The organism is Actinobacillus equuli (assembly GCF_900636745.1).
GTDB classification, from domain to species: Bacteria; Pseudomonadota; Gammaproteobacteria; order Enterobacterales; family Pasteurellaceae; genus Actinobacillus; species Actinobacillus equuli.
In genome coordinates this window covers 1,422,952-1,445,645 of sequence record NZ_LR134310.1, presented here as the reverse complement: position 1 = coordinate 1,445,645, position 22,694 = coordinate 1,422,952, and the positions used below count along the sequence as shown (strand labels likewise).

At 41.8% G+C, this 22,694-nt stretch carries 21 protein-coding genes; 4 read left to right on the top strand and 17 right to left on the bottom strand.

Translation table 11 applies throughout. The annotated features are described in order from the left end of the window. Positions 1–69 precede the first annotated feature (69 nt). The 9 genes from serA to tsaA all read right to left on the bottom strand — a co-directional run bounded on the left by serA (position 70) and on the right by tsaA (position 8,613). Positions 70–1,299, bottom strand: coding sequence for a phosphoglycerate dehydrogenase (gene serA / locus EL121_RS06855; RefSeq protein ID WP_039198641.1), 1,230 nt, complete (start codon positions 1,297–1,299; stop codon positions 70–72). Positions 1,300–1,429: 130 nt separating this feature from the next. Further along, positions 1,430–2,089, bottom strand: coding sequence for a ribose-5-phosphate isomerase RpiA (gene rpiA, locus EL121_RS06850; RefSeq protein ID WP_039198639.1), 660 nt, complete (start codon positions 2,087–2,089; stop codon positions 1,430–1,432). Between the two features lie 130 nt (positions 2,090–2,219). Next, positions 2,220–3,554: a phosphoglucosamine mutase gene (glmM, locus tag EL121_RS06845; protein ID WP_039198637.1), complete on the bottom strand. Its 1,335-nt coding sequence runs from the start codon at positions 3,552–3,554 to the stop codon at positions 2,220–2,222. Between the two features lie 100 nt (positions 3,555–3,654). After that, positions 3,655–5,181 (bottom strand): threonine ammonia-lyase, biosynthetic, encoded by a 1,527-nt coding sequence (gene ilvA, locus EL121_RS06840; RefSeq protein WP_039198636.1) that lies wholly within the window; start codon positions 5,179–5,181, stop codon positions 3,655–3,657. 131 nt (positions 5,182–5,312) lie between these two features. Then, positions 5,313–5,918 carry a peptidylprolyl isomerase gene (gene slyD, locus EL121_RS06835; protein WP_039198634.1) on the bottom strand — a complete coding sequence of 202 codons (606 nt, stop codon included), beginning with the start codon at positions 5,916–5,918 and terminating at the stop codon, positions 5,313–5,315. A 144-nt stretch (positions 5,919–6,062) separates the two neighbouring features. After that, the gene (locus EL121_RS11580) at positions 6,063–6,203 is read right to left on the bottom strand and encodes a hypothetical protein (RefSeq protein WP_164997540.1); all 141 of its coding nucleotides are present in this window, start codon (positions 6,201–6,203) and stop codon (positions 6,063–6,065) included. Positions 6,204–6,277: 74 nt separating this feature from the next. Beyond that, positions 6,278–6,964 (bottom strand): aquaporin Z, encoded by a 687-nt coding sequence (aqpZ, locus tag EL121_RS06830; RefSeq protein WP_039198629.1) that lies wholly within the window; start codon positions 6,962–6,964, stop codon positions 6,278–6,280. A gap of 136 nt (positions 6,965–7,100) precedes the next feature. Continuing rightward, entirely contained in the window at positions 7,101–7,811 is a 711-nt protein-coding gene (locus EL121_RS06825) for an SIMPL domain-containing protein (RefSeq protein WP_039198627.1), read from the bottom strand. Positions 7,812–7,854: 43 nt separating this feature from the next. Continuing rightward, complete coding sequence (gene tsaA, locus EL121_RS06820; protein WP_039198626.1) at positions 7,855–8,613, bottom strand: tRNA (N6-threonylcarbamoyladenosine(37)-N6)-methyltransferase TrmO; 759 nt, start codon at positions 8,611–8,613, stop codon at positions 7,855–7,857. 96 nt (positions 8,614–8,709) lie between these two features. Here tsaA and EL121_RS06815 point away from each other — a divergent pair, with 96 nt between their 5' ends. Beyond that, the gene (locus EL121_RS06815) at positions 8,710–9,618 is read left to right on the top strand and encodes a 1,4-dihydroxy-2-naphthoate polyprenyltransferase (RefSeq protein WP_039198622.1); all 909 of its coding nucleotides are present in this window, start codon (positions 8,710–8,712) and stop codon (positions 9,616–9,618) included. Between the two features lie 203 nt (positions 9,619–9,821). On the opposite strand, the gene tuf is transcribed toward EL121_RS06815, so the two are convergent. The 8 genes from tuf to EL121_RS06775 all read right to left on the bottom strand — a co-directional run bounded on the left by tuf (position 9,822) and on the right by EL121_RS06775 (position 18,442). Next, positions 9,822–11,006, bottom strand: coding sequence for an elongation factor Tu (tuf, locus tag EL121_RS06810; protein ID WP_015674055.1), 1,185 nt, complete (start codon positions 11,004–11,006; stop codon positions 9,822–9,824). Positions 11,007–11,068: 62 nt separating this feature from the next. Beyond that, the gene (gene fusA / locus EL121_RS06805; RefSeq protein ID WP_039198619.1) at positions 11,069–13,174 is read right to left on the bottom strand and encodes an elongation factor G; all 2,106 of its coding nucleotides are present in this window, start codon (positions 13,172–13,174) and stop codon (positions 11,069–11,071) included. A gap of 101 nt (positions 13,175–13,275) precedes the next feature. Beyond that, positions 13,276–13,746 carry a 30S ribosomal protein S7 gene (gene rpsG / locus EL121_RS06800; protein ID WP_015674362.1) on the bottom strand — a complete coding sequence of 157 codons (471 nt, stop codon included), beginning with the start codon at positions 13,744–13,746 and terminating at the stop codon, positions 13,276–13,278. 137 nt (positions 13,747–13,883) lie between these two features. Continuing rightward, positions 13,884–14,258 (bottom strand): 30S ribosomal protein S12, encoded by a 375-nt coding sequence (rpsL, locus tag EL121_RS06795; protein WP_005543325.1) that lies wholly within the window; start codon positions 14,256–14,258, stop codon positions 13,884–13,886. A 123-nt stretch (positions 14,259–14,381) separates the two neighbouring features. Further along, on the bottom strand, positions 14,382–15,341 hold the full coding sequence (gene rfaC, locus EL121_RS06790) for a lipopolysaccharide heptosyltransferase RfaC (RefSeq protein ID WP_039199094.1): 960 nt from the start codon (positions 15,339–15,341) through the stop codon (positions 14,382–14,384). Positions 15,342–15,416: 75 nt separating this feature from the next. Beyond that, a complete protein-coding gene (gene waaF, locus EL121_RS06785) occupies positions 15,417–16,454 on the bottom strand; it encodes a lipopolysaccharide heptosyltransferase II (RefSeq protein ID WP_039198617.1) in 1,038 nt (345 codons plus the stop codon). Positions 16,455–16,536: 82 nt separating this feature from the next. After that, positions 16,537–16,992, bottom strand: coding sequence for an MliC family protein (locus EL121_RS06780; protein ID WP_231554675.1), 456 nt, complete (start codon positions 16,990–16,992; stop codon positions 16,537–16,539). Positions 16,993–17,065: 73 nt separating this feature from the next. Then, the gene (locus tag EL121_RS06775; protein ID WP_039198615.1) at positions 17,066–18,442 is read right to left on the bottom strand and encodes a LysM-like peptidoglycan-binding domain-containing protein; all 1,377 of its coding nucleotides are present in this window, start codon (positions 18,440–18,442) and stop codon (positions 17,066–17,068) included. A gap of 328 nt (positions 18,443–18,770) precedes the next feature. Here EL121_RS06775 and EL121_RS06770 point away from each other — a divergent pair, with 328 nt between their 5' ends. The 3 genes from EL121_RS06770 to gshAB all read left to right on the top strand — a co-directional run bounded on the left by EL121_RS06770 (position 18,771) and on the right by gshAB (position 22,627). Beyond that, on the top strand, positions 18,771–19,133 hold the full coding sequence (locus EL121_RS06770) for a ComEA family DNA-binding protein (RefSeq protein ID WP_039198614.1): 363 nt from the start codon (positions 18,771–18,773) through the stop codon (positions 19,131–19,133). Positions 19,134–19,308: 175 nt separating this feature from the next. Further along, complete coding sequence (gene asd / locus EL121_RS06765) at positions 19,309–20,202, top strand: archaetidylserine decarboxylase (protein ID WP_039198612.1); 894 nt, start codon at positions 19,309–19,311, stop codon at positions 20,200–20,202. A 151-nt stretch (positions 20,203–20,353) separates the two neighbouring features. Next, complete coding sequence (gshAB, locus tag EL121_RS06760) at positions 20,354–22,627, top strand: bifunctional glutamate--cysteine ligase GshA/glutathione synthetase GshB (RefSeq protein WP_039198610.1); 2,274 nt, start codon at positions 20,354–20,356, stop codon at positions 22,625–22,627. The last annotated feature ends 67 nt before the right edge of the window (positions 22,628–22,694 follow it).

Below are 22,694 nucleotides of genomic sequence, written 5' to 3'. Positions count from 1 at the left end.
GATAAAAAATAAGCGGTGGGATTTGCAAAATTTTCTGCAAATTCCACCGCTTGTCATTTGATATAAATATTATGAAATCACTCGAGCCTTAATTGTGCCGTCAATTTGCTGTAAGCGTTCAAGCGCTTCGCTCGCATCGTCTAATTCCACATCAATTACCACATAACCGATATTCGGATCAGTTTGTAGATACTGACCGGCAATATTCACGTTACCATCTACGAACACTTGGTTGATCTTATTCAAAATACCCGGACGGTTTTCGTGAATATGTAACAAGCGTTTCGCATCACTATGTAGAATCGGTAACGATACTTCCGGGAAGTTAACCGCTGAAAGGGTTGAGCCGTTATCCGCATATTTCACGAATTTATTCGCTACTTCCGTACCGATATTCGCTTGTGCTTCTGCAGTTGAACCACCGATATGCGGAGTCAAAATCACATTATCGAATTGGCATAGCGGTGATTCAAACGGATCATTAACTGAAGCCGGCTCTTCCGGGAATACGTCAATCGCTGCCCCACGTAACGTACCTTGTGCTAAGCGTGCAGCTAAAGCGTCAATATCAACCACCGTACCGCGAGCGGCGTTAATTAACACCGAATCTTCTTTTAATTGCGCAATACGATCCGCATTCATTAAATTTTTAGTTGAAGCATTTTCCGGTACGTGTAACGAAATTGCATCACAACTACTTAGTAATTCCTCTAAACTGGTGATTTGCTGTGCGTTACCTAATGGTAGCTTGTTTTCAATATCATAGAAATAAACCTGCATACCGATAGATTCCGCCATCACACTGAGTTGTGAACCGATATGACCGTAACCTACAATCCCTAATTTTTTACCACGTACTTCATTTGAGCCGGCTGCCGATTTATTCCATACGCCACGATGTACTTCCGCATTCGCTTTCGGTACTTGGCGCATCAAAAGAATAATTTCGGCTAAGACTAATTCCGCTACCGAACGAGTATTTGAGAACGGCGCATTAAACACCGGAATACCTAAACGCTTCGCTTCATTTAAATCAACTTGGTTGGTACCGATACAGAAACAACCGATTGAAACAAGGTTCTTAGCGTGTGCTAAGATTTCTTTAGTTAAATAAGTGCGAGAACGTAAGCCGACAAAATGCGCATCTTTAATGGCATTAATTAAGTCATCACCGTCTAACGCTTTTTTATGATATTCAATATTGGTATAACCGGCCGCCTGTAATACGTCTAACGCATTTTGATGTACGCCTTCAAGTAAGAGAAATTTAATTTTTGATTTGTCAATTTGAACTGTCATACTGGATTCCTGTTGTGTTTGCTTTTTATTGTTTTACCATTTTATAAAACGAAACACACGAAAAATTTTCGAATTTGATAGAAGTTATCATCATAACAAATCAAGAAAATAGTTCGTGTGTTTTACGAATTTACTCAATAACTTTCGCACCTTCAGGAGTCCCGACAATGGTTACGTTTGCATAGCGCTGTGCAAAGATTCCGTTTGTCACGACACCGGCAATATTATTGATGGTATGTTCCATTTTTAATGGTTCAAGAATTTGGAAATTATGTACATCTAAAATAACGTTACCGTTATCGGTCACTACGCCCTCACGATATTCCGGTGAACCGCCTAACGCCACTAATTGGCGAGCCACGTAAGAACGTGCCATTGGGATCACTTCTACCGGTAACGGGAAAGTTGAACCTAATACGTTCACTTGTTTTGAGCTATCCACGATACAAACAAATTTTTTCGCCAGCGAGCTGACGATTTTCTCACGGGTTAAGGCTGCACCGCCGCCTTTAATCATTGCACCTTGAGGAGTAATTTCATCCGCACCGTCAATATACACGTCTAATTCAGTCACTTCATTGGCGTTAAAAACTTCAATACCGATCGCACGTAAGCGCTCTTCAGAAGCTTTTGAGGCAGCTACTGCACCTTTAATTTGATCTTTCATTGACGCTAATGCATCAATAAAACAGTTTACGGTAGAACCACTGCCCACGCCTACAATAGTGTCCGGTTTTACAAATTGAAGCGCAGCTTGAGCGGCAATTTTTTTCATTTCTTGTTGGGTCATAATTAATCCTTTATTAGTCTTCTTTTAAAAATATGAGGCTGCTTTTCATCGGCAAGACAACAAATTTGCCATAAATCAAAGCGGTCGAATTTCCGCAAATTTTTGCAAAAATTCGACCGCTTGTCATTAGTTAGTTATTTTTAACCGCTTCAACGATTTCTTCGGCACAGCTTTGCGCTAATGCACCGTCTTCACATTCCACCATAACACGAATGAGTGGCTCTGTACCAGACTTACGTAAAAGAATACGTCCTTTGCCGGCTAAACGTTTTTCCACGTCTGCCGCAACCGCTTTTACCGCATCGCTCTCTAATGGGTTGTTACCGCCTTCAAAACGAACATTAAGCAATACTTGTGGGAACAATGGAACTGCACGCGCAAGATCATTTAAGCTCATTTTATGCGCTTCCATCGCTGCAAGTACTTCAAGAGAAGCAATGATACCGTCACCGGTGGTGTTTTTATCTAACACGATAATGTGACCTGAGTTTTCGCCACCCAATTTCCAGCCTTTTTCTTTTAATTGTTCGAGTACGTAACGGTCGCCTACATTCGCACGAGTAAATGGAATTGCTAAGTGTTTTAACGCCACTTCTAAGCCCATATTACTCATTAACGTACCGACAACACCACCGTGTAATTTGCCTGAACGTAATGCTTCACGAGCAATAATAAATAGGATTTGGTCACCATCTACTTTATTACCTAAATGGTCAACCATCATGATACGGTCACCGTCACCGTCATAAGCAAGACCTACGTCCGCACCTGATTCAACGACAACTTTTTGTAAAGCAGTAATATCAGTTGCACCACATTTTTCATTGATATTTAAACCGTCCGGTTTAGTACCGATTTCAATGACTTCCGCACCCAGTTCACGCATGACGTTAGGTGCGATGTGGTAAGTTGCACCGTGCGCACAGTCCACTACAATTTTATAGCCTTTCAAGCTTGAGTTTGCCGGGAATGTTCCTTTACAGAATTCGATATAACGACCCGCTGCATCATTGATTCGCGTTGCACGACCTAATTGTGCCGATTCAACACAATCCATCGGTTGATCTAACAGTGCTTCAATCGCTTCTTCTACTTCATCCGGTAATTTTTCACCGACATTCGAGAAAAACTTAATACCGTTATCGTAATATGGGTTATGCGATGCCGAAATCACTATACCCGCTTCGGCACGGAAAGTACGAGTAAGATAAGCAATCGCCGGTGTTGGCATTGGGCCTACAAATGCAGCCGAAAGACCTGCCGCCGCAAGACCTGCTTCTAATGCTGATTCCAACATATAACCGGAAATACGCGTATCTTTACCGATTAAAACAGTTTTAGTTCCTTGGGTTGCAAGAATTTTACCTGCTGCCCAACCCAGTTTTAACGCAAAATCCGGAGTGATAGGAAATTGACCTACTTTGCCACGTACACCGTCCGTACCAAAATATTTACGTTCTGCCATATTTAAATCCTCGAAAGAGAGTAGAAAAAGTTAATAAGAAAAAAGCCAAAAATTGCATAGGCTTCGACAACAAATTAATCAAATAATTCGCACCCACCGTTTATTTTAAAAAATAACGATATGCGGGACTATCTGTCACATTTTGATAACGGTATCCAAGCTGTTCTAAATGTTGTTTAAATTTGGCTTCGTCTTCACTATTTAATGCAAAAGCAGCCAAAATATCACCGTAATCCGCCCCGTGCGCACGGTAATGGAATAAGGAAATATCCCAATCGGTTAAGGTTTGCAAGAATTTTAATAATGCACCTTTTTGCTCCGGAAATTCGAAGCTATAAAGTTGCTCATTTTCAACAGTAGTAGGACGTCCACCCACCATATAACGAATGTGTGTTTTCGCAATATCATCATCCGAAAGGTCAGTTACGTCATAACCGTTTTGCTGTAAATCTCGAATAATCTCTGCCTTTTCCGCACTACCGCTAATACGTACGCCGACAAAAATACAAGCTTGATGATCATCTGCATGGCGGTAATTAAATTCGGTTACCGCACGATTACCTAAAATTTCACAGAATTTTAAGAAACTACCTTTTTGTTCCGGAATGGTTACCGCTAATAAGGCTTCGTGTTTCTCACCGATTTCACAACGTTCCGAAACATAACGTAATGTATGGAAATTCAAATTCGCACCGGAAAGCACGCAAGCTAAGTTTTTACCTTCAAGCTGATGCTCTTTAACATATTTTTTTAATCCGGCTAATGAAGTCGCACCGGAAGGTTCTGCCACCGCACGTACGTTTTCAAAAATATCTTTCATTGCCGCACAAATTTGATCATTATCGACCAACACCACTTCATCAATGTACTGCTGACATAAGCGGAAAGTTTCATCGCCGATACGTCTTACCGCAATCCCGTCTGCAAATAATCCGACACGTTCCAAGTTATCCGGTTTGCCGACTTTCAACGCATGTTGCAAACAAGCTGAATCTTTGGATTCAACACCAATCACTTTCACATTCGGTAAAACCTGTTTAATCAACACCGCAATACCTGCCGCTAAACCGCCACCGCCGACCGGCACAAACACATAGTCTAAATCGGAACGTTGCTGTACTAATTCCATACCGATTGTACCTTGTCCGGCAATCACCATCGGGTGATCAAAAGGCGGTACAAAAGTCATACCGAGTTCTTCGGAAAGTTCTAATGCTTTCGCTTTCGCTTCATCAAAGTTAGCACCGAACAATAATGCCTCACCACCGAATCCTCTTACCGCATCCACTTTAATTGCCGGTGTATTCTGCGGCATCACGATAAGCGCACGAAGCCCTAAATGTTTTGCTGAAAGTGCGACACCTTGAGCATGGTTACCTGCCGAAGCGGTAATAACGCCCGCCGCTTTTTGGCTGGCTGAAAGATTTGAGATCATCGCAAAAGCGCCGCGCAGTTTGAAACTGTGTACAGGTTGGCGATCTTCACGTTTGATGAGAATTTGGTTGCCTAGACGCTCGGAAAGCTTTTCCATTTTCTGGAGTGGCGTCACTTGTGCAAGGTCGTAGATATTGGAACTTAAGATAGCACGTAGATAATCGGTGCCGGATTGAATTGTTGGATTGCTCATAACACTGCTCTGTATTTTTTATATTTTTATACTTTAACTATCGGCGTATTGAGAGGTACGTCAGGTTGATTTGAAAAAACTAAAAAGGCACAAGCGATAACCGCTTGCGCCAATCATAATATCAATCGAAATTAGTGGTGACCGCCGCAGCCACAACCACCGTGGCCGTGGTGATGGTCGTGGTCGTGGTCGTGATCATGGTCATGACCGTGGCCGCCACATCCGCAACCGCCTTCTTCACCATGACCGCCACAGCAACCGCCGTGTTCGTGGCCAGAATGGATGTGACCGTGTGCGATTTCTTCTAATGTCGCTTCACGTGTTGCAACCACTTCAACAGAGAATAATAACTCTTGACCTGCTAACATATGGTTACCGTCAACCACAACTTCATCACCGTCAACTTCAGTGATTACCACCGGTAATGGACCTAAATCCGTATCTGCGATAAAACGCATACCGACTTCTAATTCATCAACGCCCATGAATACATCTTTTGGTACGCGTTGAACCATGTTTTCGTTGTATTCGCCGTAACCTTCTTCCGGTTTAACGCGAACTTCAAAAACATCGCCTACCGCTTTGCCTTCAAGCGCTTTTTCTAAACCTTCAACAAGGTTGTTATGGCCGTGTAAATATTCTAACGGTTGGTTTACCGGTGCTTCATCAACTAACACGCCGTCTTGAGTACGAACTTGATAAGCAATGCTTGGAACAACATTTTTTGCGATTTTCATTAAAGATTCCTTTTTATATATTTAGGTAAAAATACGATTCATTGTAGCGGTTTATCGCAGATTTGCAAAGGTTTGCCAAAATATAGAAATAAAATGACCGCTTCGTTAAAACAAGCGGTCTGATTTTGCACGAAATTTGCAAATTTAATCGGTAATATCCGGTGTAACCGTATCAACCACATCAACAGCAGTACCGACAACACCACTCACAACCGAAGTGACTAAACAGCCGCTTAATAGACCACAGCCTACAGTAAGCGCCAAAAGTTTAAGTAACGATTTCATATTTATCCTATATCTCTTATAAACAAAATGCAGCGCTACCGAAATAGCACTGCATAATTATACGATACTAAAGCTTATTTTTCTTCAGCAATAAAACGGTATACTAATGCACCGATAATCGCGCCTACAATTGGTGCAACCCAGAATAACCATAATTGCTCAATTGCCCAAGAACCTTGGAATAACGCAACACCGGTTGAACGAGCCGGGTTTACCGAAGTATTGGTTACCGGAATTGAAATTAAGTGAATTAACGTTAAACCTAAACCAATCGCAATCGGTGCAAAACCTGCCGGTGCACGTTTGTCGGTTGCACCCATAATGATAATTAAGAAGAATGCGGTTAACACCACTTCAATCACAAGTGCCGCCACCATTGAATAACCATGCGGAGAATGTTCTGCAAAACCGTTACTTGCAAAACCAGCCGTCACATCAAAGCCTGCCATACCTGAAGCTACCGTATATAACACCGCAGCTGCTGCAATTGCTCCGACAACCTGGGCAATAATATAAGGCACTAAATCTTTTGCATTAAAACGACCACCGACTAATAAGCCGATCGAAACTGCTGGGTTAAAGTGACCACCTGAAATATGACCTACTGCATAAGCCATTGTTAATACGGTTAAACCGAATGCAAGTGATACGCCTGCATAACCAATACCTAACTCAGGAATACCCGCTGCTAATACTGCGCTACCACAGCCGCCAAATACTAACCAAAATGTACCGAAAAACTCGGCGAAATATTTTTTCATTATTGTTTCCTTAAAAATAAAATTAAATGACACACACGTGTCTGTGCTTTCCAATACTATCAAATTAAATTCGATAGCCCTTCTAAAAAACGTCTAATGCAAATAACACTACACATTTTCTTAGAAAAAATAACGCTTACTCGAAGGTCACCGTACCGGATGCTCTTGCTGAAATCGTTTCACTACCCGCTTCAAGTGGCAAACTGCTCTCCTCTGCGGCATAACTGCTTTTTGCCATCGCCATCATCGGACGTTGATGCATTCCTTCACCATTCGGCGTTTCTAATTGCACTTGGCTTAAGGTATAACGTTTCGCATTTAAACCTTTCTGTACTACTTCCGCTTTATGCTGAAATTGTTTGATAATATCTAAGGTCATTTCATCTTCCAATGCCGCCATTTTTTCCGGCGAAACACTAAATGAAATATGACTAATCGCCACTTCATCTCCTAAATTATCAAGCACTTTCGCCATCGCCGCAAAATCTTTGGTTTCAAAGAGAACTCGACCTTCTACTACCCAACCATCTACTTTATTTTTTTGATTATAATTAGGGTAACTGCTCACACCTTCCGTCTGAATTTTAATTCCCATATAAGGTTTCGCATCCGCAATCACTTTATTCAGATTTGTCGATACCGTTGATTTGAGTTCTGATAATGACTTGCCGACTTTCTGGCTATAAACCATTGCTCGCATTAAGTCTTTTTCTACCGTACGGCTAACTTCTGTAGAGAAAGAAAATTGAGTTGGCATACTGTTTGTCGTTGTTGCTTTTTCTTCGGCATGACTTACCATACTAGTGAAAGCAAGCGGTAGAATTGCAAGAATTTTTTGTAATTTCATCCTGTCTCCTTGATGATTATGAGTTCAACTCAAAGTTGCTAGCTTAGAGGTTCGTTTTCTCGTTAAGTTCATTTTCGATGCTCAGAACGATAGCTTTATTGGCGTTTTGCCTACAAATTTGCCAACGAATATTATAGCCGGCAAGGTTCATGCCATAAATCCGCTCAGTAATTTTACCTTGTTGATAAGCCGGACGAGGGTCTTGCTCAATCACATTACGAATAAAATCAAGTGGCCGTGTAATACCGAAATTTGCAAAATTTTGGCAAAATTTGACCGCTTGTAGCGCTTGTTCGGAGAACTCAACCGCCAGTTTGGCTTGCGGTTTATCTTGCGCAAAACCGGAACGCGCATCAGGTTCACTGTCGGCATACGCAATATAAGGTTTGAGATCTAGAATCGGTGTGCCGTTAACCAAATCCACACTGCCAAGTTTTAATAACACTTCTCCATTATTTATCTCAATGCCTTCTAACGCTACTTTAGATAAACCAATTGGATTTGGACGATGTGTCGCTCGGCTGGCAAATACTCCAACTCGTTCATTCCCACCTAAACGAGGCGGGCGTACCGTTGCGTGCCATTCACGCTCAGGGATTTGATGAAATTGGAAAATCAGCCACAAATGACTAAATTGCTCGATACCTCGTACCGCATCAGGCGAATTATAAGGCGGTAACAGTTTCAGTATACCTTTGCCTTCTTGAACCAAATTCGGCTGTCGTGGCACTGAAAACTTTTCATCATAAGGGCTATGGATAATTCCAATTGGATTTAGCATTAAAGGTTGTAAAGTCGTCATAAAATTGTACTTTTTCTGTTAAAAATCAAAACCTGCATAGGCATTTTGTATTAATATAAATTATTTTAGTTCTTACTATCTTATTTAAATCTATTTATGAATCAGCATTCAACTTTTTCCATTTGGTTTAGTACCGCACGCCCAAGAACATTACCTTTAGCCCTGGCCTCTATTATCGTCGGTTCAGCATTGGCATATTGGGCAGGACATTTCAATGTAATCACTACGTTACTTGCTTTTATTACCACCATTTTATTACAAGTATTGTCTAATTTTGCCAACGACTATGGTGATCATGTTAAGGGATCCGATACTAAAGAACGCATTGGTCCATTACGCGCCATTCAGCATGGTGCAATCACCGGTGGACAATTAAAAAATGCAGTGATCCTGTTGAGTTTTTTATCATTTATTGCCGGCGTTGGCTTGACGGTCTACGCCTATCAATCCATCCAAGACTTAGTAGTCTTTATTAGCTTAGGGGTGATTTCGATTGTGGCGGCCATTACCTATACGGTCGGCAAAAAAGCCTATGGCTATTTAGGACTGGGAGATTTATTCGTACTGATTTTCTTTGGGTTTGTGGCGGTAATCGGTACATTCTACTTACAAGCACACAGTATTCCGACGATGATTTTTATCCCTGCCTTTGGTTGCGGTTTGCTATCTGTAGCAGTATTAAATATCAATAACTTACGTGATATTAACCAAGACAAACAAGCGGGTAAAAATACCCTGATTGTCCGTATCGGTAGTCAAAACGGGCGAATTTATCACGTTACGTTATTAATACTAGCGGTTGTTTCTTATCTGATTTTTGCAATCAGTGAATTTCAGCATTGGTATAGCTTCCTCTTCCTGCTTGCCGTACCCTTACTTGCAAAACATGGCTTATTTGTTTATCGCCACAAGAATCCGATTGAATTACGTCCCATTTTAGGGCAAATGGCTGGCCTAGCATTGATCACTAACTTACTGTTTAGCCTAGGTATTTTCCTAGGATAATTATCTATATATCATTCAGCACACTCTTTTTAAAAGGCAGAGTATCAACTCTGCTTTTTTATTTTCGGAAACTCCATCCCTATCTATCCCGAATTGATTTAGCGAGTCATTAAGCTTCATTACCCAACAACCAACAAAAAAGGCGTGTCTTTCGACACGCCTTCTCTAGCATTTCGCGCTCAAATATTAAGCTAAAAACTTAATTATTTGATGATTTTCGCTACAACACCTGCACCTACTGTACGGCCACCTTCACGAATCGCAAAACGTAAACCTTCGTCCATCGCGATTGGGTGAATTAAGCTCACAGTCATTTTGATGTTATCGCCCGGCATTACCATCTCTACGCCTTCAGGTAACTCGATTGTACCTGTTACGTCTGTTGTACGGAAGTAGAACTGTGGACGGTAACCTTTGAAGAATGGAGTATGACGACCACCTTCTTCTTTTGATAATACGTATACTTCTGATTCGAAGTCTGTGTGTGGTGTGATTGTACCTGGTTTCGCTAATACTTGACCACGTTCGATTTCTTCACGTTTTGTACCACGTAATAATGCACCAACGTTTTCACCCGCACGACCTTCGTCTAATAATTTACGGAACATCTCAACACCAGTTACTGTTGTTTTCGTAGTCTCTTTGATACCTACGATTTCAACTTCTTCACCTGATTTGATGATACCACGTTCTACACGACCTGTTACTACTGTACCACGACCTGAGATTGAGAATACATCTTCGATTGGTAATAAGAATGGTTTATCAATCGCACGCTCTGGCTCTGGAATGTATGTATCTAAGTGGTTCGCTAACTCAAGAATTTTTTCTTCCCACTCCGCTACGCCGTTTAACGCTTGTAACGCTGAACCACGTACGATTGGTGTATCGTCACCTGGGAAATCGTATTGAGAAAGAAGTTCACGAACTTCCATTTCTACTAATTCTAATAACTCTTCGTCATCTACCATGTCGCATTTGTTTAAGAATACGATGATGTATGGTACACCTACTTGGCGACCTAATAAGATGTGCTCACGAGTTTGTGGCATTGGACCGTCTGTCGCTGCTACTACTAAGATTGCACCGTCCATTTGCGCCGCACCAGTAATCATGTTTTTAACATAGTCCGCGTGTCCCGGGCAGTCAACGTGCGCATAGTGGCGAGTTTCTGTATCGTACTCAACGTGTGAAGTGTTGATGGTGATACCACGCGCTTTTTCTTCCGGCGCGTTATCGATTTGGTCGAATGCACGAGCTGCACCACCGAAGTGTTTCGCTAATACAGTTGTGATCGCTGCTGTTAAAGTTGTTTTACCATGGTCAACGTGACCGATTGTACCCACGTTTACATGGGGTTTTGTACGTTCAAATTTTTCTTTAGACACTTTGATAGCTTCCTAAAAAATGAGCCATAACCCTATTGCTATGGCTCAGGTTAAAAATAAAATTATTTAGCTTTACGAGCTTCAATAATTGCTGCTGCAACGCTTGTAGGCGCTTCAGCGTATTTTAATGGTTCCATTGAGTAAGATGCACGACCTTGAGTTTGTGAACGTAAGTCTGTTGCATAACCAAACATTTCTGATAATGGAACTTCTGCATTGATCTTAACAACGAACTCATTCGCTTCTTGACCGTTAACCATTGCACGACGACGGCTTAAGTCACCGATTACATCACCAACGTAGTCTGGTGGAGTTTCCACTTCAACTTTCATGATTGGCTCAAGTAATACTGGGTTAGCTTTTGCGAACGCTGCTTTAAACGCTAATGACGCTGCAAGTTTGAACGCTAACTCAGATGAGTCAACATCGTGGTATGAACCGAAGTGTAAACGTACACCGATGTCTTCTACTGGGTAACCCGCTAATGGACCAGATTTAAGTTGTTCCTGGATACCTTTATCAACTGCTGGGATAAATTCACCAGGAATCACACCACCTTTGATCTCGTTCACGAACTCGTAACCAGGACCTTCTGGGTCTAATGGGTATAAGTCGATTACAACGTGACCGTATTGACCGCGACCACCAGATTGTTTTGCGTGTTTACCTTCAACATCGTTAACACGTGTACGGATAGTTTCACGGTAAGATACTTGTGGTTTACCGATATTCGCTTCAACTTTGAATTCACGACGCATACGGTCAACGATGATATCTAAGTGTAACTCACCCATACCTGAGATGATAGTTTCACCTGACTCTTCATCTGTGTGAACACGGAATGAAGGGTCTTCTTGTGCAAGACGACCTAATGCTAAGCCCATTTTCTCTTGGTCAGCTTTAGTTTTTGGTTCTACCGCTACAGAGATTACCGGCTCTGGGAATTCCATACGCTCAAGGATGATTGGCGCATCTTGTGCACATAATGTGTCACCAGTACCAACTTCTTTTAAGCCGATTGCCGCTGCGATATCGCCCGCACGAACTTCTTTGATTTCTTCACGTTTGTTAGCGTGCATCTGTACGATACGGCCGAAACGTTCACGTTTTTGTTTAACTGAGTTGTAAACTGTATCACCAGAGTTGATTACACCTGAGTAAACACGGAAGAATGTTAAGTTACCAACGAATGGGTCAGTTGCAATTTTGAATGCAAGAGCTGCAAATGGCTCTTCATCGCTTGCGTGACGCTCACCTTCAGTCTCGTCTTCGTTGATACCTTTGATTGCTGGGATATCTGTAGGTGCTGGTAAGTAGTCGATTACCGCGTCAAGCATTGCTTGAACACCTTTGTTTTTGAATGCAGAACCACAGCAAACTGGGATAATTTCGCTTGCTAATACGCGTTGACGTAATGCCGCTTTGATTTCTTCTTCAGAAAGATCGCCTTCTTCGAAGAATTTTTCCATTAACTCTTCTGATGCTTCAGCTGCAGCTTCTACTAACATTGCACGACGTTCTTCACATTCAGCAACCATGTTTGCCGGAATATCTTCGTATGTGAAAGTCATACCTTGGTCAGCTTCGTTCCAGTTGATTGCTTTCATTTTGATTAAGTCAACCACACCTGTGAAGCTGTCTTCTGCACCGATAGGAAGTTGTAATGCAACTGCGTTACCACCTAAACGAGTTTTGATTTGCTCAACAACACGTAAGAAGTTTGCACCTGTACGGTCCATTTTGTTTACGAATGCGATACGTGGAACACCGTATTTATTCGCTTGACGCCATACAGTTTCTGATTGAGGCTGAACGCCACCAACCGCACAGTAAACCATTACCGCACCGTCAAGAACACGCATAGAACGTTCTACTTCGATTGTGAAGTCTACGTGTCCCGGAGTATCGATAACGTTGATACGGTGTTGTGGATATTGTTGTGACATACCAGACCAGAATGCTGTTGTTGCAGCAGATGTGATCGTGATACCACGTTCTTGTTCTTGTTCCATCCAGTCCATTGTTGCTGCACCATCGTGAACTTCACCGATTTTGTGACTTACGCCTGTATAGAACAAGATACGCTCTGTAGTAGTTGTTTTACCCGCATCGATGTGCGCACTGATACCGATGTTACGGTAAAGTGAAATAGGGGTTGTACGAGCCATTTTTATTTATTACCTTGTTTGGGATTTAAATTAAAATTCTTAATAAGGGTAAGGCTTCACCACACATTTGGATGAAGCCTTTAAGATGTAAAGCTAAGCGATTACCAACGGTAGTGAGCAAACGCTTTGTTCGCTTCAGCCATACGGTGCACGTCTTCACGTTTCTTAACAGCTGAGCCTTTGTTATCTGCCGCATCTGAAAGTTCGTTAGCTAAACGTAATGCCATTGATTTGTCACCACGTTTACGAGCTGCTTCAACGATCCAACGCATAGCTAATGCGTTACGACGAGCTGGACGAACTTCAACTGGTACTTGGTAAGTAGAACCACCAACACGACGAGATTTAACCTCTACTGTTGGACGTACGTTTTCTAACGCTGCTTCGAAAGCTTCTAAAGCTTCTTTACCAGTACGTTGTGCTAAAGTTTCTAAAGCACCGTAAATAATTGATTCTGCAGTAGATTTTTTACCATCTACCATTAAAACATTAATAAATTTTGCAAGTAATTCTGAACCGAACTTCGGATCTGGAAGAATTTTGCGAGGTTCAACACTACGACGACGTGGCATTGCAAATACTCCGTTTATATATTCAGGATAATCCAAAACTCATCTATTGTGTGTGATAGCACATCACGATTGACTGGAGTTTATGGTTTAAATTTTTTGATTAATTTAGACGTTTGGCCTTACTTAACGGAGATCCATTAAGCTTTAGGACGTTTAACGCCGTATTTAGAACGACCTTGTTTACGGTCTTTAACGCCTGCACAGTCAAGTGCACCACGTACAGTGTGATAACGCACACCCGGTAAGTCTTTAACACGACCACCACGGATTAATACAACACTGTGTTCTTGTAAGTTATGACCTTCACCACCGATGTATGAAGTTACTTCAAAGCCATTTGTTAAACGAATACGGCATACTTTACGTAATGCTGAGTTCGGTTTCTTAGGTGTAGTAGTGTATACACGAGTACACACGCCACGTTTCTGCGGGCAAGCCTCTAATGCAGGAACGTTGCTTTTTACAACCTTTTTCACACGCGGTTTGCGTACTAATTGGTTGATAGTTGCCATTTAAAAGCTCCAGTTAAAATTATTAAAAATAAAATTAAAAAAACATCCTTTCAAAGACGAAAGGACGGTAGATTCTAGTGTTATACGGACTAAAAGTCAAGTATTCGCCACGGGATAAATTGATTATTCTGTGATCAGCGTTTCTAAGGTTTGCAAGACACGATAAGGTAAAATATTCGCCATACCGTTTCCGGTCAGATAATGTTGGTTTTTGCCGTAAGCGCCGATTAATTTCGGGTCGGTTGCGCCGTATAAAATTACGTTTTGTTTATCCAATGCCGCAGCTAAATGGCTCAAACCGGTATCCACCGACAACACGGCTTTCGCACCGGCAATTTGTTCCGCTAATTCAGTGAGAGACAATTTCGGTAATACCGTCACATTGGCACTCGCTTCCGCCAAACGCATGGCTCTCTCTTTTTCTTGTTGAGTGCCCCAAGGTAAACGTATCTCAATCCCTTGTATGCTTAGCTCTCGAATCACTTCCCGCCAATAATCTTCTTTCCAATGCTTATCCGCTCTTGTTGTCGCATGAATCGCAAGCAGATAAGCGGTTGAATTTTCAGATTTTTTTGCAAAATGTGTGGCAATGCCATAATCACCTAATCCATCGGGAAGTACATAATTCAGAGAGTTAGCAAATAACTTTCGAATCCGTTCTACGGCGTGTTGTTGGTAAGCGATATTAAAAGTTTGATCATAAAACAGGCTGCTTAACCTTTCTCGAGCAGAATGCTTGTCGTAGCCGTATTTTGTTCCCTTTGCCTGCTTGGTTACCAATACCGCACTTTTAATCAACCCTTGCGCATCAATCACCGCATCATATTCTTCCGAGCGAAGTTGCTTTAGGTAATGTTGCCATTCCAACCAAGTTTGCCGCTTACACAAGTTCTTGCGCCAACGGCGAATCGCTAACGGGATAACCTTATCTACCGCCGAATGCCAATACGGAATTTCACTAAAATTTTCTTCCACCGCCCAATCGAATTGGATATTCGGAATCGCATTTTTAGCATCCGTCAACGCAGGCAAAGTATGAATCACGTCCCCCATCGAGGACGTTTTTACAACTAAAACTTTCATTTCTTTATCTTTCATGATGAACACGAACAAGCGGTCGAAATCTGCAAAATTTTTGCAAAAAATGACCGCTTGCAATTAGCCTAATAGCGTCTCTAATTTCTCAATTACCATTTTCGGCTGAATATCAATCAGGCTCTGATGATAGCCTTCGGCAGCTTCGCCTTTACGAACTTTAATCAAACCGCCTTCGATTAAACGAATAATCACCGCTTTATCGGAAAGCGGTGGCGTATATTGCGGACTGGTTGGCCCGTAAAGCGCTACTAGCGGTTTACCCAATGCAGCAGCAATATGCATTAGTCCGGAATCATTACTGACTACCGCACAACAATCGGCAATTAAATCAACCGCTTGATTTAAATCGGTTTGTCCCGCTAAATTGACGCAATAACGCTGCAAATTTTCCGCTAAACTTGCACGGATTTGTTCGCCGACTTCTTTATCTTTATTTGAGCCGAACAGATGTACCGCATAGCCTTTTTCAATCAGCAATTCCGCTAATTTCGCATAATGATAATGCGGCCAACGTTTTGCCGGCCCGAATTCTGCTCCCGGACAAAAACCAATTGCCGGACGCTGTTCGGCATATTCAAACTGTTTAGCAAATTTCGCTTTGGTCGCAGTGATCTCATCCACTTGCGTTTGTAGATAAGGTACCGGCATCGGCAATGCTTTAGCATCCGGCACGGCATTTTTCTCAAAAGCCAGCGCAACATAACGCTGTACCATCATCGGGTAATCTTGCTTGTTATTACGCAAATCATTTAAAAAGAAATAGCGACTTTCACCTTTCCAACCTCGGCGCACCGCAATTTTAGCAAATAGCGGAATAAATGCCGATTTAAGCGAATTAGGTAACACTATCGCCATATCATATTGATTTCGCAGCGATTTTCCTAATTGATAACGCTCACACAGACGGAACGAACCATGCCCGATCGGCATCGAAATCGCTTTTCGAACTTCCGGCATTCGAGCAAGGAGCGGGCGACACCAATCCGGCGCCATCACATCAATTTGACAATTCGGATATTGAATTTTGAGTTGTTGATACAGTGCGTGCGACATCATCATATCGCCGACCCAAGACGGGCCAATAATTAAGATATTCATTGTCTTCCTTTCATTCAAATGACAAGCGGTCAAATTTAGCCTGTTTTTTGCAAAAAACTAAGCCAAGATGACCGCTTGTTCTCTACGGTTTAAGTTTACACTCGCTGGCAAGGACATTATTACTATTATCCGAGAGAGAAGCTTCGCCATTTCGCCCCTCTCTCCACGTCCAGCGGATATTACTATACTTTTTACCGTCTCTCGTAACTGCCGGTGATAGCGTATGCGTTGTGTGACCGTAAGTGACTAAAATCGCTTGTTGACTACTTACTTTACGTTTCGCTTTATTATTCACTTTTTTCGCTTTCGGGCGCTGAACCTTCACTACCACATCATTTTTACAAATAAACTGCATTGAGGTCTGATTCTTTACTACCGTTACTTTTTCTGTCGGCTTAATTTCCGTTTGAGCCTGTTGTATAACCGATTGAGCTCGCTGAACCTGTTCAATCGGCGCATCTAAAGGCTTACACCCTGCCAGCGCCAACAAACCGGTACATACTGCTAAACAACACGGCTTTTGCAAAAAAACACTCATTTTACAACCACTCTCCTTCTCAAAATTTTGAGAAAAAAAGAGCAACGTTTGTAGCGTTGCTCTTTGATGTTAATTATTTAAAGCTATAGCTACCGTCTGCTTGACGAGTAAACTTACCGCCAGAGCCGATACTCATTTCAACTACGCGGTTATTTTTATCTAAACGCACGCTTACACGCTCGCCTACTTTAAGATTGCTTACCACTTTGTTGACTTTGCTCATTGCATTCACATCCGAGATATTTAAACCGTTATCACGGAATACTTGCATTAATGATGTACCTTTTGGCACTGTCATTGTTTTATTTGCCACTGACGACGCTGCCGCTGCTGGTTTTACCGGTGCTGCTTTAACTGCTGCAGGAGCTGCCGCTTTTGCTACCGGTTTACCCGTTTCTACATTTTTCACAAGCTGATCTAATTGTGCATTCTTCGCTTTTTTCGCATTGAATTCATCTGCAGTAATTGCTTTCACTTTCGGCTGTTTAGGCGTTTCCGACTGATGAATCACGCTACCTTGCGTTTTAGGTTTAACTGGTGCAGGTTGTACAACCGGTTTATTCACAACCGGAGCCGGCTCAACTTTTGGCTCCTCAGTAACGACGTTCGTATTTGCTGTCGTAGCGGCTGGAGTTTCAGTTGTTGGTGCTACACCTGTTGTTGCCGGTGCCATATCAGTCGTTGCCGGCTGTGTGGTCGCAACATTCATATCTTGCTGAATTTGTTGTGCCTGTTGTGCTTGTTGCTGAGCAATTGCCTCTTGCTCGGCTTTTGCTTGCGCTTCCGCACGTTTCGCTTCTTCTTCATCTACCGGGCGGAATTCAATTGGTAATGAACTGCCTTGTTGAGACTGTAACTCTTCAACGGTTTCCGGCGCACTTGGTTTTAACCAAAAGAAGATTGCCGCTAAAATTGCAGCTAAAATCGCTACTAAACCTAAACGACGGAATTTAGACGGATTAGCTACCGCAACAGATTCGGCTGCCGCTGTTGTCGGATTCACGGCAGGAATCACACGATCTTCATTACTTGTATTCATCGTTGGCTTTTCCTCTGTAACTAATTTTTCAACTTGTTCCGGTTCTGCTTTTTTAGACTCTTCCGCAGCTTCGTCCGCTACAGGAGAGAAAGCAAAACCTGAATTTTGTGCAACTTTCGGTTCTTCTGCTTCCGAAATTGCCTCTGAAGCTTCTGTATTCACCTGTTGAGTTTCTTCAATAGATTTTAATGGTGTAGTATCATCAACGGGGCGTTTCATTATCGGCGTAAAGGTATAGCTTGGCGCTTTACTTGAATGTAATGATACGGTTGCATTCGTTGCAACGACTTTTGCCGCCTCAGCAGCTTTGGCGTTCTCTGAATTAATTATTGCTTCTGCTACTTGTTCCGCTGACTGTGCAACGGTCGGCTCGCCAAAAGTTGGCTCTTTACGAAAATGATTTTGTGACATTTAACTTTCCAATTTTAGGTGAAAAATAATAATGGGAAATTCCCCGCTGAATAAATTATCCCCATTTTAAAGTATTTCTCTTTAATCAGCACACGATTTTTCAGAAAATTTATGTCTGGAAGCGGTAATATTTGTTAAATATTTTGCAAAATCACGAAATCTTCATTTTTGGCTACACATTTGTCTCTTTGCCTTATTATTTTTGACCATAAGATAAACAATTTTCTCGATCTTGATCGCAAAAATAATGTCAGCTAATTGCTCGCCTATTTCTTTAACTTGTAAAGTAGTTCAAAGCAAAGCTACCTAAAAAGAAAAGGAGACATTTATGAAAACACGTTCAAAATTTGGTCTAAGTTTATTAATCGGTATGTTATCTACCGGTACGTTTGCAGCTGAAAAAGTAAAGCCTACCGACACAGAACCTACTCCTGTAGTTCAAAACGCACAAGCAGTCACAGGGCATAACCATGCCGAAATGATGACCAATGCAAACTTAGTGAACATTAACACAGCGACCGCCGCTGAAATCCAAGATAAATTGGTTGGTATTGGCACTAAAAAAGCACAAGCGATAGTTGAATATCGTACGAAAAACGGCGCGTTTAGCAGTTTGGAACAACTTACCGATGTATCTGGCATAGGTAAAGCTACGCTTGATAAAAATCGTGATCGCATTGCATTACAATAATCCTTCCCTTGTATAACATTTGCTGAGTTAAGGTAATATGTAGTTCACATCCTCTATCTTTATGCTACATCTTAACTCAGCGCCTAGTTACTTTTTGATAACATTAGGTAATTCACTTTTCTTTCTGTTATACTTCGCGCTTATTTCTATAATTGAATAAAAAGGATACAACTTAATGTCTCTTAAACCCTATTCAATGCCGACTTATTGGCAGCGTGCGAAAGTCGCATTTCAATATATATTCCCACAATTACCTGTCACGCGTTTAGCAGGTTGGCTGGCAGAACAAAAATGGGGTGCCGTGACCCACTTTATTATTCGTGCATTTGCTAAACAATATAATGTGAACCTATCGGAAGCACAAAAAAGCAATGCGTCTGATTACGCAACGTTTAATGAATTCTTTATTCGTCCGTTAAAAGAAAATGCTCGTCCGATTAACCAAGATGCACAAGCGCTTTGCTTACCGGCAGACGGTAAAGTCAGTGAATCAGGTAAGATTGAAGACGATCGTTTACTACAAGCAAAGGGGCATTTCTTCACACTTGAAACCTTATTAGCGAATGATCAAGAAATGGCGAATAAATTTAAAGACGGCCATTTTATTACTACTTATTTATCACCGCGCGATTACCACCGTGTACATATGCCGTGTGATGCTACATTAACCAAAATGATTTATGTGCCGGGCGAATTATTCTCAGTAAATCCGTTCTTAGCTGAGCATGTGCCGAATTTATTTGCGCGTAACGAACGTGTAATCTGTGAATTTGAAACTGAATTCGGACCGATGGTGCAAATCCTTGTCGGTGCAACAATTACGGCAAGTATGAGTACCGTTTGGGCTGGCGTGATTAATCCACCTCGTGCGAAAGATGTTGTGGTATATCACTATGAGACCACCGGCGAAACTGCCGTGCACCTGAAAAAAGGTCAGGAAATGGGTGCTTTCCGCTTAGGTTCAACCGTAATTAATCTCTTCCCGAAAGATTGTGTTGAATTCGAAGCACACCTACAAGCCGGCGTAGAAACTCGAATGGGTGAACGTTTGGCGAAAGTGATTAAATAACCTCCTTTTAATTAAGCACGATTATAACAATCGTGCTTTTTTATAACAAAATCATCTACTATCTTACCAATCAGCTATAAACCCAATCAAAAAAGTATGTTATTTTAAGAGCAAAACTTCGTCTAACGCATTTGTCGCGAAAGGGAAAGCTATGAAATTACAACAACTAATTAAAACTCATCAACTTGGTTTACTGTTTCAACAAGGCAAATTTGGCATTGAGAAAGAAAGCCAACGTATTGATAATAAAGGGAATATTGTTACTACTGCTCATCCTAGCGTTTTTGGTAACCGCAGTTATCACCCATATATTCAAACCGATTTTGCAGAAAGCCAACTTGAGCTAATCACACCGCCAAACGATAAATTGGAAGACACATATCGTTGGCTATCGGCTATTCACGAGGTAACGTTACGTTCATTACCTGATGATGAATATATTTTCCCATTCAGTATGCCTGCCGGTTTACCACCGGAATCCGAGATCAAAGAAGCACAATTAGATAACGAATGGGACGTGAAATATCGTGAACACCTTTCTGCCATTTATGGCAAATACAAACAGATGGTGAGCGGTATTCACTACAATTTTCAGATTTCTGACGAGTTTGTCGAGAGCGCTTTTGCGTTACAAACGGAATACAGTGATAAAATTGCGTTCCGCAATGCGTTATATATGAAATTAGCCAATAACTTTTTACGTTATCAATGGATTCTTGTCTATTTGCTTGCTGCAACACCAACCGTAGAAGCGCAATATTTTGGCGAAAATCGACCGCTTGCAGAAGGACAATTAGTGCGTAGTTTACGCTCTAGCCCGTATGGCTATGTAAATGCGCCTCATGTAGTAATCAATCACGATAGCTTGCAAGAATATGTTGAATCATTAGAACATTTTGTGGCAAACGGTGATTTATTAGCGGAAAAAGAATTCTATTCAAACGTACGTTTACGTGGCGCGAAAAAAGCACGTGAATTACTTGAAAAAGGGGTTAAATATGCGGAATTCCGTTTATTTGATCTCAACCCGTTCTCGCCTTACGGTATCGAGCTCGCCGATGCCAAATTTATTCATCTGTTCTTACTTGCTATGCTATGGATAGATGAAACAAGCGGTCAAAAAGAAGTCGAACTTGGTAAACAAAAACTATACCAAGTTGCACTTGAAGATCCTCGTTCGCACACTGCATTCCAAGCAGAGGGTGAAGCTATCCTTAACCTAATGCTGGCAATGTTAGAAGATCTTTCAGCGCCACAAAGCGAGAAAGATTTATTACAACAAAAACTAGCTCAATTTGCTGATCCAAGCCAAACGGTAAACGGTCGTTTATTAGCAGCAATTGAACAAGCCGGCAGCTATAAAGCACTCGGTGCACAACTTGCTCAACAATATAAAGCGCAAGCGTTCGAGCGTTTTTATGCGATTTCCGCTTTCGATAATATGGAGCTTTCTACACAGGCTTTATTATTTGATGCGATCCAACAAGGCTTACAGATCGAATTGCTGGATGAAAACGATCAGTTCCTTGCACTCAAATTCGGTGATCATCTCGAATATGTAAAAAACGGCAATATGACCAGTCACGATCAGTACATTTCGCCATTAATTATGGAAAATAAAGTCGTGACCAAAAAAGTGTTGGCGAAAGCCGGTTTTAATGTGCCGAAAAGCGTTGAATTTACCTCGGTAGAACAAGCGGTGGCGCACTATCCGTTATTTGAAGGTAAAGCGGTGGTGATTAAGCCGAAATCGACCAATTACGGTTTGGGCATTACGATTTTCCAACAAGGCGTAACGGATAAAGCCGATTTTGCGAAAGCGATTGAAATTGCGTTCCGTGAAGATAAAGAAGTGATGGTGGAAGACTATTTAGTCGGTACCGAATATCGTTTCTTTGTGCTAGGTGATGAAACACTGGCGGTATTGTTACGTGTACCGGCGAATGTAAAAGGTGACGGCATACATACGGTGCGTGAATTGGTGGAAGCAAAAAACAGTGATCCGCTACGAGGCGACGGCTCTCGTTCGCCATTGAAAAAAATCGCCCTAGGTGACATTGAATTGCTTCAGCTCAAAGAACAAGGTTTAACACCTGATTCAATTCCGGCTGAAGGACAAATCGTACAATTACGTGCCAACTCTAATATCAGTACCGGTGGCGATTCAATTGATATGACCGATCAAATGCACGACAGCTATAAACAATTAGCAGTCGGTATTGCCAAAGCGATGGGGGCAAAAGTCTGCGGCGTGGATTTAATCATTCCGGATTTAACCAAAGCAGCCGAGCCGTCTCTGCGTTCATGGGGCGTGATTGAAGCAAATTTTAATCCGATGATGATGATGCATATTTTCCCTTACCAAGGAAAATCTCGCCGCTTAACCAAGGCCGTGTTAAAAATGCTGTTCCCAGAACTGCCTTAATCAAAAATCAAGCGGTCAAATTTGCAGAAAATTTTGCAAATTTGACCGTTTGTAACATGATAGATAT

Bases quoted from the DNA above. Each gene is read 5' to 3' on its own strand.
- EL121_RS06780 (WP_231554675.1), bottom strand. From the start codon at position 16,992: ATGAGTGTTTTTTTGCAAAAGCCGTGTTGTTTAGCAGTATGTACCGGT.
- EL121_RS06825 (WP_039198627.1), bottom strand. From the start codon at position 7,811: ATGAAATTACAAAAAATTCTTGCAATTCTACCGCTTGCTTTCACTAGT.
- EL121_RS06775 (WP_039198615.1), bottom strand. From the start codon at position 18,442: ATGTCACAAAATCATTTTCGTAAAGAGCCAACTTTTGGCGAGCCGACC.
- rpsG (WP_015674362.1), bottom strand. From the start codon at position 13,746: ATGCCACGTCGTCGTAGTGTTGAACCTCGCAAAATTCTTCCAGATCCG.
- ilvA (WP_039198636.1), bottom strand. From the start codon at position 5,181: ATGAGCAATCCAACAATTCAATCCGGCACCGATTATCTACGTGCTATC.
- aqpZ (WP_039198629.1), bottom strand. From the start codon at position 6,964: ATGAAAAAATATTTCGCCGAGTTTTTCGGTACATTTTGGTTAGTATTT.
- tsaA (WP_039198626.1), bottom strand. From the start codon at position 8,613: ATGACGACTTTACAACCTTTAATGCTAAATCCAATTGGAATTATCCAT.
- rfaC (WP_039199094.1), bottom strand. From the start codon at position 15,341: ATGAAAGTTTTAGTTGTAAAAACGTCCTCGATGGGGGACGTGATTCAT.
- serA (WP_039198641.1), bottom strand. From the start codon at position 1,299: ATGACAGTTCAAATTGACAAATCAAAAATTAAATTTCTCTTACTTGAA.
- slyD (WP_039198634.1), bottom strand. From the start codon at position 5,918: ATGAAAATCGCAAAAAATGTTGTTCCAAGCATTGCTTATCAAGTTCGT.
- asd (WP_039198612.1), top strand. From the start codon at position 19,309: ATGTCTCTTAAACCCTATTCAATGCCGACTTATTGGCAGCGTGCGAAA.
- waaF (WP_039198617.1), bottom strand. From the start codon at position 16,454: ATGAATATCTTAATTATTGGCCCGTCTTGGGTCGGCGATATGATGATG.
- glmM (WP_039198637.1), bottom strand. From the start codon at position 3,554: ATGGCAGAACGTAAATATTTTGGTACGGACGGTGTACGTGGCAAAGTA.
- EL121_RS06770 (WP_039198614.1), top strand. From the start codon at position 18,771: ATGAAAACACGTTCAAAATTTGGTCTAAGTTTATTAATCGGTATGTTA.
- rpsL (WP_005543325.1), bottom strand. From the start codon at position 14,258: ATGGCAACTATCAACCAATTAGTACGCAAACCGCGTGTGAAAAAGGTT.
- EL121_RS11580 (WP_164997540.1), bottom strand. From the start codon at position 6,203: ATGAAATCGTTACTTAAACTTTTGGCGCTTACTGTAGGCTGTGGTCTA.
- gshAB (WP_039198610.1), top strand. From the start codon at position 20,354: ATGAAATTACAACAACTAATTAAAACTCATCAACTTGGTTTACTGTTT.
- rpiA (WP_039198639.1), bottom strand. From the start codon at position 2,089: ATGACCCAACAAGAAATGAAAAAAATTGCCGCTCAAGCTGCGCTTCAA.
- fusA (WP_039198619.1), bottom strand. From the start codon at position 13,174: ATGGCTCGTACAACCCCTATTTCACTTTACCGTAACATCGGTATCAGT.
- EL121_RS06815 (WP_039198622.1), top strand. From the start codon at position 8,710: ATGAATCAGCATTCAACTTTTTCCATTTGGTTTAGTACCGCACGCCCA.